Raw genomic sequence first — 17,177 nt, 5'->3', positions numbered from 1 at the left:
TCAACTTTGGCATAAAAATCGCATCTCCCTTTTTGAGGCATCATATTTAATTTCTTCCACTAAAATCAATGTATGAGAAAAATCGGGTTCTTATTATTCGCAGTATTTTTTACAGTAGCGGTTCAGGCACAAAGTCGCAGTACAAACAGCACTTCCTACAAAACAGCGTTGGGAGTGAAAGTGTGGGACGGTGGCGGTATCTCTTTAAAACATTTTTTTAACTCACAGAATGCCGGTGAGTTGATTGGCTATTTCTGGCGTCACGGTTTCCGACTGACAGGTTTATATGAAATTCATGGCCCTATTTCGGGGGCACCGGGATTAAAATGGTATATCGGACCAGGTTTGCACATCGGAACTTATAATGATCATCACTATCATCGCCATGATGATCACTGGCATGACAGTCACGCAAGTGTAGGCATCGATGGCGTGCTTGGTCTTGACTATAAAATCAACAGGGCTCCGATAAACCTATCATTGGATTGGCAACCTTCATTTGAATTCGCCGATGGCCATGGCTTTTACGGCAGTTGGGGAGGCTTAGGAATCCGTTACACTTTCTAACATATATCGTCGATTTATCAGCAAGAAGAAAAGGTGAACAGCCAAGGCGGTCACCTTTTTTATTTTGTATAAAGTGGTGACAAAATTACACTGCTACAAAACCTAGTCTTTTTTCGACAGCGGGAGGTAATGCCGGTAATTTCCTTCTTTCAATCAAAAAACTATTGAGCTGGGCTATTTCGCGAAAAATATAATGTTTATCGGCCGCCCCCTTTAAATAATCTTTACCGGTACTGCCACCAGTACCAATACGTGTACCAATCATCCGGTGCACCATATTCATATGCCGGTAACGCCAGGAACTGAGTTGTTCATCTATCTCCAGCAAACTATTGAGCAGTTGAAAAGGTAATTGCAGCATCGGATAGCCACGATATAACATAATAAAAAGTGCAGCACGGTTTGCAGCGGGCGACAGAGATTGTTGCCCGTTACCTCCTGAGCTTGTCGAAGGAGCTGGTTGCCGGGCGTCTGACAAAAAGATGTCATCAAAAAATTGCAGGTTATTTTTTTCAACCTCCGCCAAGCTGTTTTCAAATTGATAACGATACTCTGTCCAAAAAGGATGAGGCCCCCTCCTAAACTCCTCCGCCGGTTGGCGGAGAGGAACAACACCCGGTGTGGTGGGGAACCCTTTCCAATTTTCCTGCTCTTTAAAAAAAGGCATCCGCTCCAGCCAGCCATTTAACAATTGTAGCAGCGATACCTCTCCTTCTGCTTTTTTGATTAATTGCACATGCTCGGCCCGCAATTGAGATGTATAGTATTCTTTGCCGTGACGGTGTTCAAACTTAAGTCCCAGCTTTGCCTCCAGCTCTTTGAATTGCCAGCTTTGAAAACCCGAGGCAGGTCTGAGCATATCCCGAAAGTCAAGAAAATCCATTGGCGTCATGGTTTCCATGATATCAATCTGGTGAACTAGTACCCGTAAAATGGTAACGCAACGATTGAGGCGATGAACAATAGTTTGCAGTTCCGGTGAATTATCATTCAGTGAGGGCTTTGAAAAAATTGCTACGATGGAATCTACCTCGTGATGAAGTTGTTTAAACCAAAGTTCATAGGCCTGGTGGATAACGATAAACAACATTTCATCATGTGCGGGCAGCTGTTGTTTGTCGCTTTCAGGAAACTGCGCATTCAAAATTTTGTCCAGCTGTAAATAATCGTGGTAATGAACCTCAGATGGCATAGCACGGTTTTAATATAAGAAATTCAAAAGCTGGCTTGCTTACTCTTCCTCTGTATTCGCAGGTGGAATAAATTCATACCCGATATCACCGCGATAATATTGGCCTTCAAACCTTATATATTCCATCACGTCCAGCGAAGTATTAACGGCTTCTTCAATAGACGATCCATAGGAAGTAACGCAAAAAACCCTTCCGCCATTACTTACAATTTTTCCATCCTGTTCTTTGGTCCCCGCATGAAAAATCATAGATTGTTTTCCGTAGTTGTCACCGAGTCCTGTTATTTCAAATCCCTTTTCAAAAGGACCGGGATAACCTTTGCTTACCGCCATCACAGTTGCCGCGGCCCGTTTGTCAGCCTGGATATTGACGAGGTGTAACTCTTTATTCGATGCTGCCACGCAAAGTCCTACCAGATCATTTTCCAACCTTGGCATCACCACTTCTGTTTCAGGATCACCCATCCGGCAATTATACTCTATGACATAAGGTTCGCCATCAACACTGATCAAGCCGAAAAAGATAAAACCAGTGTATTCGATACCTTCCTGGCTCAATCCATTCACCGTAGGTTTAATGATCTTCTCTTCTACTTTGTGCATAAAGCCGGGAGTAGCAAACGGCACCGGGCTTACGGCGCCCATGCCACCCGTCATTAAGCCCTTGTCCCCTTCTCCAATACGCTTATAGTCCTTTGCCTCGGGTAAGATCAAATAGTTCTTACCATCGGTCAAAACAAAAACACTGAGTTCAATACCTGTCAAAAATTCTTCGACCACCACTTTCTTACTTGCTTCTCCAAATTTGGAACGTTGTATCATCAACTCAAACTCAGCCACAGCTTCGATATGAGTTTGACAAATAACAACACCTTTACCGGCAGCTAAACCATCGGCCTTGAGCACAACCGGCATGGGGTGTTGCTCCAGGTATTTTATTCCATCTTCATAATTATCCAGCGTAAATTCTTTGTAAGCGGCGGTAGGAATATTATGTCGCTGCATAAAGGCTTTTGCAAATGCTTTACTTCCTTCCAGCTGTGCACCCTTTTTTGACGGACCAACGAAATGAATGTCCTTCAACTCTTCATTTGCTTTGAAATAATCATACAAGCCATTGACCAACGGTTCTTCGGGACCTACTATTATGATCTCAATCTTTTCGTACAGGCAGAATTTGGCGATAGTATCAAAATCGTTGAGGTCAAGATTGACGTTCACGCCAAACTTGGCCGTGCCGGGGTTGCCCGGTGCTATAAAAAGAGGATTGGTCCAGACGCTTTGGCTCAATTTCCAGGCGAGAGCATTCTCCCTGCCCCCGGAGCCCAGTAATAAGATACGCATACAAAAGAATGGTTTTCCAGTTTACAAGTTTACAGTTCACGAGTTCTATAAGCAGCGCTTGTTCATTTATTGAACTTGTAAACTTCTGAACGAATGAACTTATTTGGATTTGCGAATATCGGGACTTTGTTAAAGATACCCTCAAAAATTTGCGGGTGACCATTTTTATGTATTTTGGCCGCTATTAGCTTAAACTTTTTGCTTATATAACGAAAAAGTCATTCTATGAGTCAACCTGTAGAAACGGGTAAACATCCCAAGGGTCTCTATGTTCTTTTTGCGACCGAAATGTGGGAGCGATTTAATTTTTATGGAATGCGGGCCATCCTGGTATTGTTTATGACGAAGGCCCTTCTTTTTAATGACGTATTTGCCTCTAACCTTTATGGTAGTTATATTGGATTGATCTATCTGACTCCCCTGATCGGTGGTTATGTAGCCGATCGTTATTGGGGAAACAAGCGATCCATTTTTGCGGGGGGTATCATCATGATGATCGGGGAACTATTTCTTTTCTTCTGTGGCACATTTTATAATTCAAATTCTTCTTTATCGACTTTCCTGTTCTTTGGTGGATTGGGATTAATGATAGCAGGTAATGGGTTTTTCAAACCGAATATATCTTCGCTGGTTGGTCAATTATATCCTGCCGGCGATACACGCAAAGATGCGGCCTATACGATATTTTATATGGGCATCAATGTGGGTGGAGCTTTGGGGCCACTCGCCTGCGGACTTGTTGGCGATACAGGAAACCCGACCGATTTTAAATGGGCCTTCCTGGTGGGAGCGGTTGCCATGCTGCTGAGCTTGTTGGTTCAAAAATTATATCATGATAAATACGTTCGGGATCCGGAGGGAAAGATCCTGGGCCAAACACCTTCGTATGGGGTCGATGAGATTTCAGGAAAAAGTGCTGTTCAAAGCGGCAAAGCCCCATCACGAAAATGGCTTGATCCGGTTTATATGATCATTGGTTTACTCATTTTCTCCGGTATCATGATCAGCGCCATGTACCTGGATGCATATTATAGCTATCTTTCTTACCTGCTTGCAGGTGCATCCTTATTCATTGCAATCTTTATTCTTTCTGATAAGACCCTGACCAAAGATGATAAACAACGGATCTGGGTCATATTCATCGTTTGTTTCTTCGTTATCTTTTTCTGGGCAGCCTATGAACAGACAGGTGCATCCCTGGTTTTTTTCGCAGACCGGCAGACAGATTTGACAATCGGTTCCTATACCATGCCTGCTTCTTATTTTCAATCCTTCAATTCCATATTCATTATTTTATTCGCACTTCCATTAGCCTGGATATGGGTAAAGATGGGCAAGAAACAACCTTCCACGCCTACCAAAATGGCCATGGGACTTGCAGGACTCGCATTGGGCTATTGGTGGATTGCCAGAGGAGTACAGAATGTTGATCCCGCAGAAAAAGTAAGCATGATCTGGCTAACAGGTATGTATGCATTGCATACGCTGGGAGAACTTTGCCTCTCCCCGATCGGGCTATCATTGGTGAATAAACTTTCGCCATTGAAATTCGCTTCCTTGTTAATGGCCGTCTGGTTCCTGGCCACCGCCGCAGGTAATAAACTGGCAGGTGTCATGAGTGCCTTATATCCCGAAGGAGGGAAGACCACAGTATTCCTGGGTTATAAAATGGATAATCTTTACGATTTCTTTATGCTTTTTGTTTTTATGTCCGGCATTGCCGCTATTGTTCTGTTCCTGCTTTCAAAAAGGCTTCAAAAAATGATGCATGGAATAACATAAAAACCATTTATCCCTGAAAACTGATGTAAATAAGATATCAGCCTTTTACTATTTGTAGTTCCTGGTTTATCGTCGTTAAAATATTTTGCCATGTGGAAGAAACATCCCAAAGCCCTGCCCTTTCTTTTCTTTTCTGAAATGTGGGAACGTTTCGGTTACTACCTGATGATTGGCATATTTACGCTTTACCTGAAAGATGTAAAAGCTGGTTATGGTATGACAGAAGCCGAATCAGCCGACTTGTACGGAACTTTTATCGCCCTGGTGTTTTTCACTCCCTTCCTGGGTGGACTGCTGGCTGATCGTTACCTGGGTTACAGCAAGTCGATTATTATGGGCGGCCTGATGATGGCGTTGGGTTATTGCCTCATGTCCATACACAATCTTGTTATCCTCTATATTTCCATGACACTGGTGATAGTAGGCAACGGATTTTTTAAGCCTAATATATCGACGTTGTTGGGCAATGTTTATTCCACTCCCACTCACAAGACTCAAAAAGACGAAGGCTACAATATTTTTTACATGGGCATCAATATTGGCGCCTTTATCTGCAACTTCATCAGCGCTGTATTGTATATCAAATATGGATGGGGTTCGGCCTTTTTTGCTGCCGGTATTGGCATGTTCATAGGCGTCGGAGTTTATATCGCCGGCTTAAAGCATTACCGTATGTACGATGTAAAGAAAGGGATGCGGGAAGGCGATATGCCCTTTGGCCGTATTGTGTTGCTGATATTGGTTCCATCTATTATTGCCGGGGTGATTGGTTGGCTGATTCCGGGTTCGCTTTTCGGCTCTGATTCAACGGATGCATTCATTTTTGCCTGCCTTCCCGTTGTTTATTTTTATACTTCCATCTATGTAAAAGCAGATAGAGATGAAAAAAGACCGATTGCCGCATTGCTTGCGATTTTTGTTGTAGTGATTTTATTCTGGGCCGTATTCAAACAAAATGGTTCTGCGCTTAATACCTGGGCCGACCGCTATACCAATCGTGAGGTTACTGGTACTGCACAAAAGGTTTTTGATAATCTCATTCTGGCACAATCCGTCTCTTATCAAAGAGATTCGGTACCGGTATATGATGAGCAATTCAGGTTGCAAAAAGTAGATGGCAAAGCCATAAAAGAAATCAACTACCCGGCTTATTTCAAAAACATTCCGAAAAAGCAGCTTCCGCAAGAAGGAGAAAAGGTAAGTCTTTGGGCAACTAACCTCAGCCAGTCCATCAATCCGGGCTGGGTTATTTTGCTGACGCCGCTGATCATTGCTTTTTTTGCCTGGCTGCGGAGAAAAGGAAAGGAGCCTTCTACAGCTACCAAAATTGCGTTTGGCTTATTCATCTCAGCGCTGTCCGCCCTGGTAATGGTTGGAGCCGTATACGCCAGCTCCAATGGGGAAACTAAAGCCAGCCCATTATGGCTCATCGTCAGCTATGGAGTAATTACAATAGGTGAGTTATTGTTAAGCCCAATGGGCCTTTCCATTGTTTCCAAATTAAGCCCTTTACGAATCAGCTCATTGATGATGGGTGGCTGGTTTGTATCTACTTCAATTGGTAACAAGCTTTCGGGTGTGCTGGCAACCATGTGGGATAATTATGATCATAAAAGCAATTATTTCCTGTTGAACTTCCTGTTGCTACTGGCTGCGGCGGTCGCCTGTTTCCTGATGCTTCGCTGGTTGAACAGGGTGATGAAGGAAAAGGGGGTGAGCTAGCAGTAAACAAAATAACAGCCCTCATCACCGATGACGATAAATTAATGCAGCTATACCCAAGTTGTTTTCCCATTGAGGCAAAAGAAAATACTTAGTATAGAAAAAATCTTTGGGGTTTTCGCAGATGCGTGCAGTTAAAGGTTATTTTCATGTCACAACTGCACTTATGAAAAAACAATTATATTCTGCTGCTCTCTGTCACCGCCTATCCCTGGCCGGTTCCTGCAAAAAATAAAATCAAAATTCCGTTTATCAATTGCGCCTGAAATCTATTTCCCAGCCCAGTTTCACAGCACTCACTAAAAACTTGGTAAGTTGAGACATTGACAATATAAATCTTGGTTATTTTTCAACATCAAAATTTTTTTATATGAAATCTATATACTTAACGGTAGTTGTATCCTTCTTAGTTTTAACTGTTTTAAGCTCCGGCTCATGCAATAAGCCTCCTTTTAAGCCTGACTACGAGAATGTCGGGGGATATGTAATAGGCAAAGAAAATTGCAATACGGACGAAACGCAGGATTACTGGCTGCTTGATTTTACAGTTTACCCAAATTCACCACAGCTAGGTGATACTCTTACATTAAATGGGATAACCTATACAAATGTTTTAAAGTTAAAAGGGCTTGACCAAAGACTGAAACAGATTGGCATGAGAGTTTCGATTGACTATAGAACCATAACCCCAAGTAAAATAACGACCACCGGCTGTACAGTGACATTCCCCGTAACATACTCATTAAAAGAAATTTTTATTATTCATCAGGGAGAAATCCGTTAAAACATTAAGTATGATAAAAAAACTACCAATTCTACTTTTTTTATTGATTACTATTTCGGCAAGAGGCCAGATAATCCGAATTGCAACATCTCCTTCAGCTATATCAAGCCAGATACCCGGATATAGTCAGGTAACATCTATTAACACAAAAACATATAACTATACGCGTCTACCCCAACAACGCCCCCAACGCCTGTTGATGAAGATTCAACAACAGAGGATGATAAACTCTACCGCTATGCTGACAATATTACCGTAAGCATCACTAATGCCGATGGGAACATTACAAGCACTTCTGTAGGTAAAGTATGGACATTAAGAATTAGTATCCCTAACGCACTGAATGTGGGTTTTGTTTTTAATCAATTCAATCTTTCAGCAACCGCTGAAATGTACATTTTCAATGAATCAAGAACGGTTCTGGACAGCGCAATAAAAAATCACATTTCACTAATTACTCCCAAGTTGGAATTTTTCCAATAACATTCATAGAACGGAGCCAGCCTTCAGCAGTGGCCTTCACCGACACAAGGATTAAACTCACTAAACACATTAATTTTATCACCATTAACAATAAGTGGCTCTGACTTTGTCGGATGTCCGGCGCCAGATATTCCTTTCTCCGTTCCCAATCTTTTGGGATGCACGTATACGTGGACTCATTCTGCAAACATTTTGCTGGTAAGCGGTCAAAATACTCCGACTGCCGTTTTTAGAAATATAAGCACCTTACAAATGGATGCAGGTTGGGTGCGGGTTACCATAAATGATTCAAAAGGTAGAAATAGAACAGTAACTGCCACAAGAAATGTACAACTGGTTTCTCAAACCCCAACACCTGGCCTGATAACATGGACATGGAACCTTCCGCCAAACAGGGTTCTGCTTGATGTAGAAGATGTGCCGGGAGCTACTTCTTACCGATGGTATTTGGATGGTGTTTTAAAAGCGACAACGACCAGCTCTTCTTATCAATTGCCGATGAGCGGGAACGTAAGCTGCGGCAACTTTTACTATTTTGGAGTCAGGGCTGTTGGGGCTTGTGGTGTATCTCCTGAATCATATATCGGTGCAACTATGTTTCCTTGTGATTTTGCTTATACAGTTTCGCCCAATCCAGGTTCGGATAATATCAGGATTGAATCAAATGACGAGGTAGCCAAATTGAACAATAAAAAACCGGCGGAAATCCAGGAGATAGAACTATATGATAAAATGGGTGTTATCAAACACAAACAAAAATTTCCCAAAGGCCAGGCTATAACAACTATTTCCGTGGCGGCATTACCCAATGATGTGTACACGCTGAGAATATTCGACGGGCAGGAATGGCAGTCATGCAAGATTGTTGTTCAGCATTGAGCGGGTTAATTCATTCTGAAACGGAGCAACGGAATTTGTTGCTCCGTTTTTTTAACAGAAACCAGGTTGGACGTCGAAATAATCTCTTGTCTTTTAAATTGTTCCCCCGTCCTCTCAGCTAAACCGACAAGGAGGAAATATAAGCCCATGCTTGTAATTCACATTATTAAAAACAAAAGAGTCCCGATGATCGGGACTCTTTTCCGCTAAGCAGTTAGTGTGGCGGATACAAAACCAACTAATTAAGACATCAGTTAAAAGCAGTCAACGTGAAATTAAAATAATCAGGGTACTACGATAAAGAGACAAGGGAAGGCTTTGTTCTGCTGCACAAATCCGCAAAATTTTTTTTAAAAAAATAAAAGAGGGGCATTCACCCGAATCGGAATGCCCCTTTTTTTTAATTAAATAAATCATTTACAATAACAATAGGCAGTAGAATAAATTTAAATATTTACATCCGCCAATACCCGTTCCGGAGCCGGCTTCAATTTGCCCATCCATACTTTTTTGCCCTGCAGCCTGCGAACCAGGAACATTATTCCAACAAAAATGAAGAATAAAGGCCCCAAAAATCCAAGCAGTGCGATGAACCGGGTGCCATAAAACCTCTCCATAGGTCTCTTCAATCTTTCAGCAATCAGGTACATACTCGGTACCATCATCAGGGTAAGGAAGAAGGAGAAGATCAACCCAAATATGATCGTCCAGCTTAATGGTCCCCAGAACACCACGCTATCACCACCAAAGAAAATATTGGGACTCAAATGCTGGAACATACCGGCAAAGTCAATATTAAATCCGACCGCCAGCGGCAACAAACCAAGGATGGTAGCCACGGCAGTCAGCAATACCGGGATGATCCTGATTTTACCGGCCTGTATAGCGGCTTCCCTTGTCCGCATGCCACGACCACGCAGCTCATCGGTAAACTCGATCAGCAGGATCCCGTTTTTGATAACAATGCCCGCTAAACCAACCACACCGACCAGCACCATGATGGTAGCAATGGTCATACCGGTAACAGCATAGCCTATCAAGACGCCGATCACTGAGAAGAAGATTTCGGTAACAACGATAAAGGGTTTACTCATCGAGTTGAATTGCAATACAAGAATCAAAAAGATCAGCCCCACGGCAATCATGAAAGCTGTTCCAAGGAAGGCATTGGTTTCCGCTTCCTGCTCACTTTGTCCGCTCTGGCGAATAGTAACATCAGCCGGAATTTTAACCTTGCTCTTAAAATCGTCAATCTTCGCTTTTAACGCTGCATTGATGGGAGTCACCATGGTCGGATCCAGCACATTGCTTTGTAACTGGATAGTACGTTTCACATTTTTTCTTTTTACACCACCGGTGGTGTTGGTATAATCAACACTGGCTACGGCACTAAGCGGCAAGGCTTTTACCTGCATGGTGTTCATATCAAAGAAAGTGATCCGCATGTTCATCAGGTCGGTCACGTTGTTGCGCAATAGTTCCTTATAGCGAACCTGTATTTTGTATTCATCCTCGCCGTCTTTTATCTTACTCACTTCCCTTCCGAATATGGCTGCCCTTATCTCACCTCCTAACTGGCCTGTGTAAACGCCTTCCATCATTGCTTTTTCACGATCGACGTTTATCGTGATCTCGGGGTTATTCAAATCAACATCGGGTTGAAGATTTTCAACGCCTTCAACACGGTTGGTGTCTAAATAATTATACAACTGTGTAGCTACTGAAGCGATGTTTTCAAAATTATCACCGACCACCTCGATATTTACAGGAGGGTCAGTGGGAGGTCCGCCATCTTCCTGGGTCACTTCAATACTGGCACCCGGTATACCTTTCATCGCTTCCCGGATCGAGTCTTTAAACGGCATCGTGCTCTTGCCATGTCTTTTTTCAAATTCCACAAACGATACCTGGATACGACCGAGATTGGACTGCACACTTCGATTATTATCCCTTGGATTATTGGCACTTACCGCCACATTGGAAATAACACTTTCCACGATGCTGCCTTCAGCACCGGGTTTTTCTTTTTCCAACACTTTCAACACTCTTTTCTCCAGGATTCTTGTAACACTATCTGTATGTTTCACATCGGTACCAACGGGCAGTTTTAAATATACATACACGAAATTGGGATCACCGCTCGGGAAAAAGGTTTGTTTATTTCCCCTTGCCATCAACATCATTAAAGCAACAATGAACACGGCAAACAGGGAAACAAAGGCCCAAACCGGACGTTTGCCCTGTAACACCCACCGCAATAATTTTTCGTACCGATTCATCAAACCCGGCAACGCTTTTTGCTGGAAGGCGTGAATCCAGTCATTCAACAAATAGGAGTTGAATACCATCAGGATGGCCATTAACAGCAAAAAGTTCGCGGTGCCATGGAAACCGGGCAAATGCAAAAGAACTCCTGCAATTAAAAAAGTAAGGAACCATTTATTTCTGAATACCGCTTTCTTTGGCTTTTCATACTCCTTCCCTTCCGGCTTCATAAAGCTTACTGCGAATACCGGGTTGAAAATAAATGCTACGATCAATGAAGCTGCCAGGGTGAGAATAAGCATCGTTGGCAGGTAGATCATAAATTTTCCGATCAACCCTTTCCAAAACAACAACGGAAAGAATGGCGCCAATGTGGTAGCAGTACCTGCCAGCACCGGGATAAATACCTCGCCGGCTGCTTCTTTGGCACTTCGCACTACGGGTACTTTACCATTGTTGTAAATCCGGTGCGTATTTTCAATCACCACGATGGCATCATCCACAATAATACCTAAACCAAACAGCAAGGCGAATAACACAATGAAGTTGAGGGTAACACTGGTACCAATAATTCCGTCGGCGATTGGTAAAAACAGGAAGGCAACAAACACACTTAACGGAACGCTCAATGCCACAAAGAAGGCGTTGGTAACACCCATAAAGAACATCAGGATGAGCAGCACCAGGATAAAGCCGATGATGATTGTATTGATTAGTTCATTAAAAGAAGTTTTTGTTTGCTTGCTTTGATCACCTGTGATCACTACTTTCAAATCCCTCGGCAGGTCTTCCTTTTCCTGCATATCCACCACTGCTGCTTTAATCTTATCGGCTGCGTTGATCAGGTTTTCTCCCGCCCTTTTTACGATGTTAAGTGTAACCACATTTTTGCCATCCAACCGCGCATAACTGTCTTTCTCTTTTATCGTGTCTTTTATTTCAGCAAAATCTCTCAGGTAAACGGAAGCTCCCTGCGCACTACTTCTTACCACGATATTTTTCAGGTCTTCGGCACTGTTAAACTGTCCTTTTACTTTCAATGTTCGGCGCATCGTACCTGTCTCGATCAAACCACCGGTGATGTCCATATTTTCCCGGGCAATGGCATTTTCAATATCAGTAAAACTGATTCTCGATACAGCCATCTTACCCGGATCTACATTTACCTGTATCTCCCGTTCCGGTGCACCTACTATTTCAGCTCTTGTTATTTCGCTCAATTCTTCAAAGCGGTCCTGCATTTTATCGGCATACTCTTTCAGTTTGATCCCATCATAGTCACCACTCACGTTCACAAACATGATCGGTATTTCACTAAAGGCAAATTCCTGCACATCTGGCTCCTGTGTGAGATCAGTTGGCAGGTCAGCTCTTGCTTTGTCGATCGCATCTTTTACTTTTTGCTTTGCCAGGTCCGTTTTTACATCCGTATCGAACTCCACCACTATCAAACTATAATCTGCCTGCGAAGTGCTTTGAATTTTATTGACCTTGGCTCCGCTAATTCCTTTCAATTCTTTTTCAATCGGCCGTGTAACAAGGTTCTCGATATCTTTTGGTGAATTACCTACATACACCGTTGCGACAGAAATCGTAGGCACAACAATATCCGGGAACTGTTCCTTCGGCATACTGTTGAATTTAATCAGGCCATAAATGGAAATAATAATGGCAATAACATAGATCGCAGTCTTGTTATCAACAGCCCAGCTGGTTGGTCCAAACTGTTTAAACTTTTTTGTAACTCCTTCTACAATTTTCATGTGAGAATATTTTAATCGTCAATTGATTTTGATACGGCCCCATTTTCCTTCTCTTTCCCCGATAGGGAAAGAGCGGTGCTGTATATCTTTACTACTCTTCATAACTACCACATCATCTGTACATCTCTATTCAGCATTTTCGGAGAGCATTATTTTATCGGCCCCTTCGAAAAGCTTGGGCTGGGCCTTTGCAAGTCTTCCGCTGCGGCGGAGAGATTTAGAGGGGGCCGGTTATTGGGCGTTTACAGCCTGCCCATCATACACTGTTTGATAACCTTCTGTTATAATGATATCACCACCTGCTAAACCACTTTTTATTTCCATTAAGCCATTATATGCTTCACCAACTATTACCACTTTTTTTCTTGCCACTACCTTATTACCTGACTTCTCAGCTACATATACATACTTCCCTTTTTCATCTGATTGCACCACGTTTACTGGCACGGTTACAGCTGCTTTAGCTTCGTAGTCGCGGATCTTCATGGTGGCAAGTTGATTAGGTTTCAGGATGGGGTCAGCTGGTAATTTTGCTTCTACCGTAAACGATCGGGTTGTAGGATTAACAGCCGCACCTACCACATTGATTGTTGACTTGTAAGCTGGCTTCCCAGATTCAGGCACCACTACTTCTACCACATCACCCTTCTTGATTCTTGATGCATAATTCTCAGGCACATCCGTTACCATTTTTATACTGCCATTGTTGACAATTTTTATTTGCCCTACTCTTGGATCAGCCGCCGTTTGTGGTGAAAAAAACTCACCCACTTTTACATTTACCTCATCTACCACTCCGCTGATCTGTGCAGTAACATTTGTTTGACTCAACTGTTCCTGTGCTGAACGCACCTGCGCTTCAGCTGCGTTCAACTGGCTTTGCAATGCATCTGCTTCGGCTTTGGCATTGATTACATTCAACTCGGTGCCGATATTTTGTTTCCAAAGATTTTGATAGCGTTCATAAATTGTTTGCGCCTGTGATAACCTGGCTTTTAAAACTCCGGCTTGCTGCTGAGCGGCCACTACTCCCTGCCTGGCCAATGCATCATCCAGTTTTAAAAGAGTTTGTCCTTTACTTACCCTGCTACCCGCTTTTACATACACCGCTTTAATGACTCCTCCCATTCCGGCAGGTGATACATACGCTACATTGTCCGCATCGATCTTACCCTGCAGTTCGATGAAGTGAGTAAAATCCTGGCTCCGTATCGTATCAACAGATACAAGTTTTTGCACCTGTACCGATGATGGATCTGCTTTAGCCAGTTGTTCTTCTACCTGGCGTATCTGCAGGTCCAGCCCGCTTTTTTCTTTTTTTAATTTTTCCAGCTTTGCCTTCAAATCGCCGATTTCAGCCTTCTCTTTGGTACTGCTGCCACAGGCGACAAGGAGCAGCATGACCGTAGCGGCCATGGTTATGTTTAATATCTTTTGCATACTATTTATTTTATAGGTCATTGTTTTGGTTTTTAAAGTTTACCCGTTGCTTTCAGGAAATCAGTTTTTGCAATGATGGCATCATACAGGGCGTTGATATAATTAGTTTGTGCGGCTTTCAGATCTGTTTGAGCATTGGTAATTTCAATTTGCGATCCTGTTCCCGCTTCATATTTTTTTTGCGTTTGCTCATACACTCTTTCTGCCAATGCCATATTATCTTTTTGAAAGTCCAGCGTAGAAATAGCCGAACGAAAATTATTTTTTGCACTGGCCACTTCACTGTCAATAGAAAGTTTTAAAGCGTCGATCTGGTTCTCTGTTTTCTGCAATTCAATTTGCGCCTGCTGGATCTTTGACCGGGTAGCAAATCCATTGAAGATCGGGATAGATAAATTCAGACTCACCGATGAGATACCATACCAGGGCCCTTTATTCGTAAAATTGAACTTATCCCGTTGAGCGTTTTTTGCATAGTTTCCATTCAGCGACAGAGTTGGTACCTGGCTTAGTTTGTATCTTTTTATATTATACTCATTCAGTTTTTTTCCAAGTTCTGCAAACTGGTATTCCTTCCGGTCTTCGTATTTATACCTACTTGCTTCCAGCAAGCCATCCCTGATCTGGTCGTAGCCAAGCGTATCTGTTAAAACCAATTCGTCCATAACTGGCATACCTAACAATACTTTCAATCCGTAATAGCCATTAGAAACCGTATTCAGCACCTTCACTTTTTCAGATTCCAAATTGGTTAGCTGCACAGTTATTTTATCTATATCTAATTTTTCAGCAAACCCATTTTCATACATGACCTTTGTATTATGCTGCAATTTTTTTAGGCGCTCTATATTGGCATCCAGTAATTCTATCTGGGTTTTACTCACTACCAACTGGTAATACACTTTGTGTATATTGGTTTTTATCATTTCTTCTGTTACCTCCAAATTTTTTCTCTTCCAATCCAGCGTGGTAGAACGGGCCTGTAAACCAACAAACACCTGGCCATCAAAAAGTATCTGGCTCAGGCTGATGCCAGCCATTGCGCTGTATTTTGTTCCAAACTGTGCCGCAATAAACCCAAAGTCAGACGGCATCTGTATAGGACCATTGTTCCCCTTCACTCCTTCATCTATTAATACCTGGTAAGTAGCTGGTGAAATAAAATTGGGTATTACCTGTGTAGCTACATTTGGATTGTAGCTTGTATTAACGTTTGCATTGATATGCGGATAGGCATTGGCTGTCACTTCCCTGTTTACCTGCTGTTGAAGCTTTACATCAAGCAAAGCATTCTTTACCTGTACATTATTCTTATTAGCATAATCAACAGCCTGTTGCAGCGAAAACTCATATCGCCTTGCTGTTACACTGTCGCTATTTGCAGGGAACGTTGTTTGTGCCACCACAACAGCCGGAAATAAAGCCATTGCTATCAGCCAAACCGATCGATTACTTTTTGCTCTCTTCATGGTTAAGATTTTTTTGTCGTTGTTGCTGGTATTTCTGAATCAGTTTATGTCCTTTAATAGTGGCCAGCCCGTATATAAAATGCTGAATGATTTCTTCGGATGTAGAAGCGAGCCTGTATTTGCCGGGGGGAAAGACGGTGACATTAAAAGGTATCATCAGCGACTCCAGCCTGAACTTACACATCACATCTTTGTTTATCTCAGGGCGATACAGTTCCTCGTCTACTCCCCATTCCAGGTTTTTACGAATCATTTCCGCCAAAAACTTGTCCTTATACTCTTTAAACCGTTGGTAAGCCCGGTGATGAAATTTCTCCAAATCATATAAAACCATCGGGTTCATATTGCTTAACTCATCGGCGATGTGCTCCATAGTCAGGAAAATTTCATGAACGGCATCCTTTGCATTTATACGACAGTTAACACATTCATTTTCTATCTCATTGATATGACTGTGTATTACAGCATCTACCAACTCGTCTTTGTCGACAAAATATTGGTACAATGTTTTCTTGGACATTCCCAGGTGATTGGCTATATCATCCATTGATATCGACCGGATCCCAAACTGCAGGAAGAGCTCCTGCGCCTTTACCAGTATTCGTTCTTTAGGTTCCATTAACACTCACAATTGAGGGGCAAAACTATGGAAACTTTTTTCGTTGCCAAAGTTTCCATCTCGTTTTTTTGCCCCTTATAACAATTATTTCACCTTTCAAACAGGCGTTCGCTTTCATCTGATTATTTTTTATTGTTTAATTAGGTCAGATGGAACGCCTCTAAACATACCTGTGCGTTAAAGACTAACATAGGCGTTTCACTATCTTTGTCACAAAACTCACTGTCTATGAGTCAAGGGTCCGGCACTGCAGGCCGTTCACGAATCAAAAAAATTTTCGGTTTTTTTATACAGGGTATTATTATTCTTGCACCAATCGCGATCACCGCTTATGCTTTGTATTGGTTGTTTGATAAAGTGGATAGCATCTTAAGACCTTATCTGAATATCCCCGGTTTAGGCTTTGTTATTATCGTTGTCTTCATCATATTGGTAGGATGGATCAGCTCTAATTTTTTAATGGGAAGTTTTATCAGCTTTTTTGATCAATGGATGGAACGAACCCCAGTCATTAAGTTTATTTATTCTTCTACCAAGGATTTTTTTGAAGCGTTTGCCGGTGATAAAAAGCGATTTAGCAAGGCCGTACTGGCTAATGTTTTTTCTACCGATGTATGGATCATTGGCTTTTTAACCGATGAGGAAATGCAAAAATTTGAAATGGGTGCCGATAAAGTAGCCGTTTACGTTCCACAGGCCTACAATTTTGCGGGACAATTATATATCTTACCCAAAGAAAAAGTCCGGAAGATCGATACCATCACCTCGGGTGAAGCAATGAAATACGCAGTCACCGGTGGTGTGGTTGATTTGGATGCGGAAAGAGTTCAATCTTAAAGAAAAGCATAAGGGTTACACATTAAGAGTT

12 protein-coding genes are annotated in these 17,177 nt (G+C 42.3%); 6 read left to right on the top strand and 6 right to left on the bottom strand.

Translation table 11 applies throughout. The annotated features are described in order from the left end of the window. The first annotated feature begins 72 nt into the window (after positions 1–72). Positions 73–567 (top strand): hypothetical protein, encoded by a 495-nt coding sequence (locus ACFEL9_RS13670; protein ID WP_385890900.1) that lies wholly within the window; start codon positions 73–75, stop codon positions 565–567. An 85-nt stretch (positions 568–652) separates the two neighbouring features. On the opposite strand, the gene ACFEL9_RS13665 is transcribed toward ACFEL9_RS13670, so the two are convergent. Continuing rightward, positions 653–1,759 carry a tryptophan 2,3-dioxygenase gene (locus tag ACFEL9_RS13665; RefSeq protein WP_385890899.1) on the bottom strand — a complete coding sequence of 369 codons (1,107 nt, stop codon included), beginning with the start codon at positions 1,757–1,759 and terminating at the stop codon, positions 653–655. 39 nt (positions 1,760–1,798) lie between these two features. Continuing rightward, entirely contained in the window at positions 1,799–3,103 is a 1,305-nt protein-coding gene (gene purD / locus ACFEL9_RS13660; protein WP_385890896.1) for a phosphoribosylamine--glycine ligase, read from the bottom strand. Between the two features lie 225 nt (positions 3,104–3,328). Between purD and ACFEL9_RS13655 the strand changes: the two genes are divergently transcribed. From ACFEL9_RS13655 to ACFEL9_RS13640, 4 genes are all read left to right on the top strand, one after another. Next, complete coding sequence (locus ACFEL9_RS13655) at positions 3,329–4,885, top strand: peptide MFS transporter (RefSeq protein ID WP_385890894.1); 1,557 nt, start codon at positions 3,329–3,331, stop codon at positions 4,883–4,885. A gap of 90 nt (positions 4,886–4,975) precedes the next feature. Next, positions 4,976–6,607 (top strand): peptide MFS transporter, encoded by a 1,632-nt coding sequence (locus ACFEL9_RS13650; RefSeq protein ID WP_385890892.1) that lies wholly within the window; start codon positions 4,976–4,978, stop codon positions 6,605–6,607. Between the two features lie 370 nt (positions 6,608–6,977). After that, positions 6,978–7,391, top strand: coding sequence for a hypothetical protein (locus tag ACFEL9_RS13645; protein ID WP_385890890.1), 414 nt, complete (start codon positions 6,978–6,980; stop codon positions 7,389–7,391). Positions 7,392–7,946: 555 nt separating this feature from the next. After that, positions 7,947–8,753: a PKD-like domain-containing protein gene (locus ACFEL9_RS13640; protein WP_385891497.1), complete on the top strand. Its 807-nt coding sequence runs from the start codon at positions 7,947–7,949 to the stop codon at positions 8,751–8,753. 446 nt (positions 8,754–9,199) lie between these two features. On the opposite strand, the gene ACFEL9_RS13635 is transcribed toward ACFEL9_RS13640, so the two are convergent. The 4 genes from ACFEL9_RS13635 to ACFEL9_RS13620 form a co-directional block, all read right to left on the bottom strand. Next, positions 9,200–12,781: an efflux RND transporter permease subunit gene (locus ACFEL9_RS13635; RefSeq protein ID WP_385890887.1), complete on the bottom strand. Its 3,582-nt coding sequence runs from the start codon at positions 12,779–12,781 to the stop codon at positions 9,200–9,202. 231 nt (positions 12,782–13,012) lie between these two features. Then, positions 13,013–14,221: an efflux RND transporter periplasmic adaptor subunit gene (locus tag ACFEL9_RS13630; RefSeq protein ID WP_385890885.1), complete on the bottom strand. Its 1,209-nt coding sequence runs from the start codon at positions 14,219–14,221 to the stop codon at positions 13,013–13,015. A gap of 32 nt (positions 14,222–14,253) precedes the next feature. Further along, on the bottom strand, positions 14,254–15,690 hold the full coding sequence (locus tag ACFEL9_RS13625) for a TolC family protein (protein WP_385890882.1): 1,437 nt from the start codon (positions 15,688–15,690) through the stop codon (positions 14,254–14,256). Then, positions 15,671–16,309 (bottom strand): TetR/AcrR family transcriptional regulator, encoded by a 639-nt coding sequence (locus tag ACFEL9_RS13620; RefSeq protein WP_385890880.1) that lies wholly within the window; start codon positions 16,307–16,309, stop codon positions 15,671–15,673. The genes ACFEL9_RS13625 and ACFEL9_RS13620 overlap by 20 nt, the downstream gene beginning before the upstream one ends. Before the next feature lie 228 nt (positions 16,310–16,537). Here ACFEL9_RS13620 and ACFEL9_RS13615 point away from each other — a divergent pair, with 228 nt between their 5' ends. Further along, on the top strand, positions 16,538–17,146 hold the full coding sequence (locus ACFEL9_RS13615; protein WP_385890877.1) for a DUF502 domain-containing protein: 609 nt from the start codon (positions 16,538–16,540) through the stop codon (positions 17,144–17,146). Positions 17,147–17,177: the final 31 nt, after the last annotated feature.

The organism is Terrimonas alba, assembly GCF_042434975.1.
Classification (GTDB): Bacteria; Bacteroidota; Bacteroidia; order Chitinophagales; family Chitinophagaceae; genus Terrimonas_B; species Terrimonas_B alba.
Note: the sequence above shows the minus strand (reverse complement) of the source record. Positions and strands in the feature narration are given on the sequence as shown.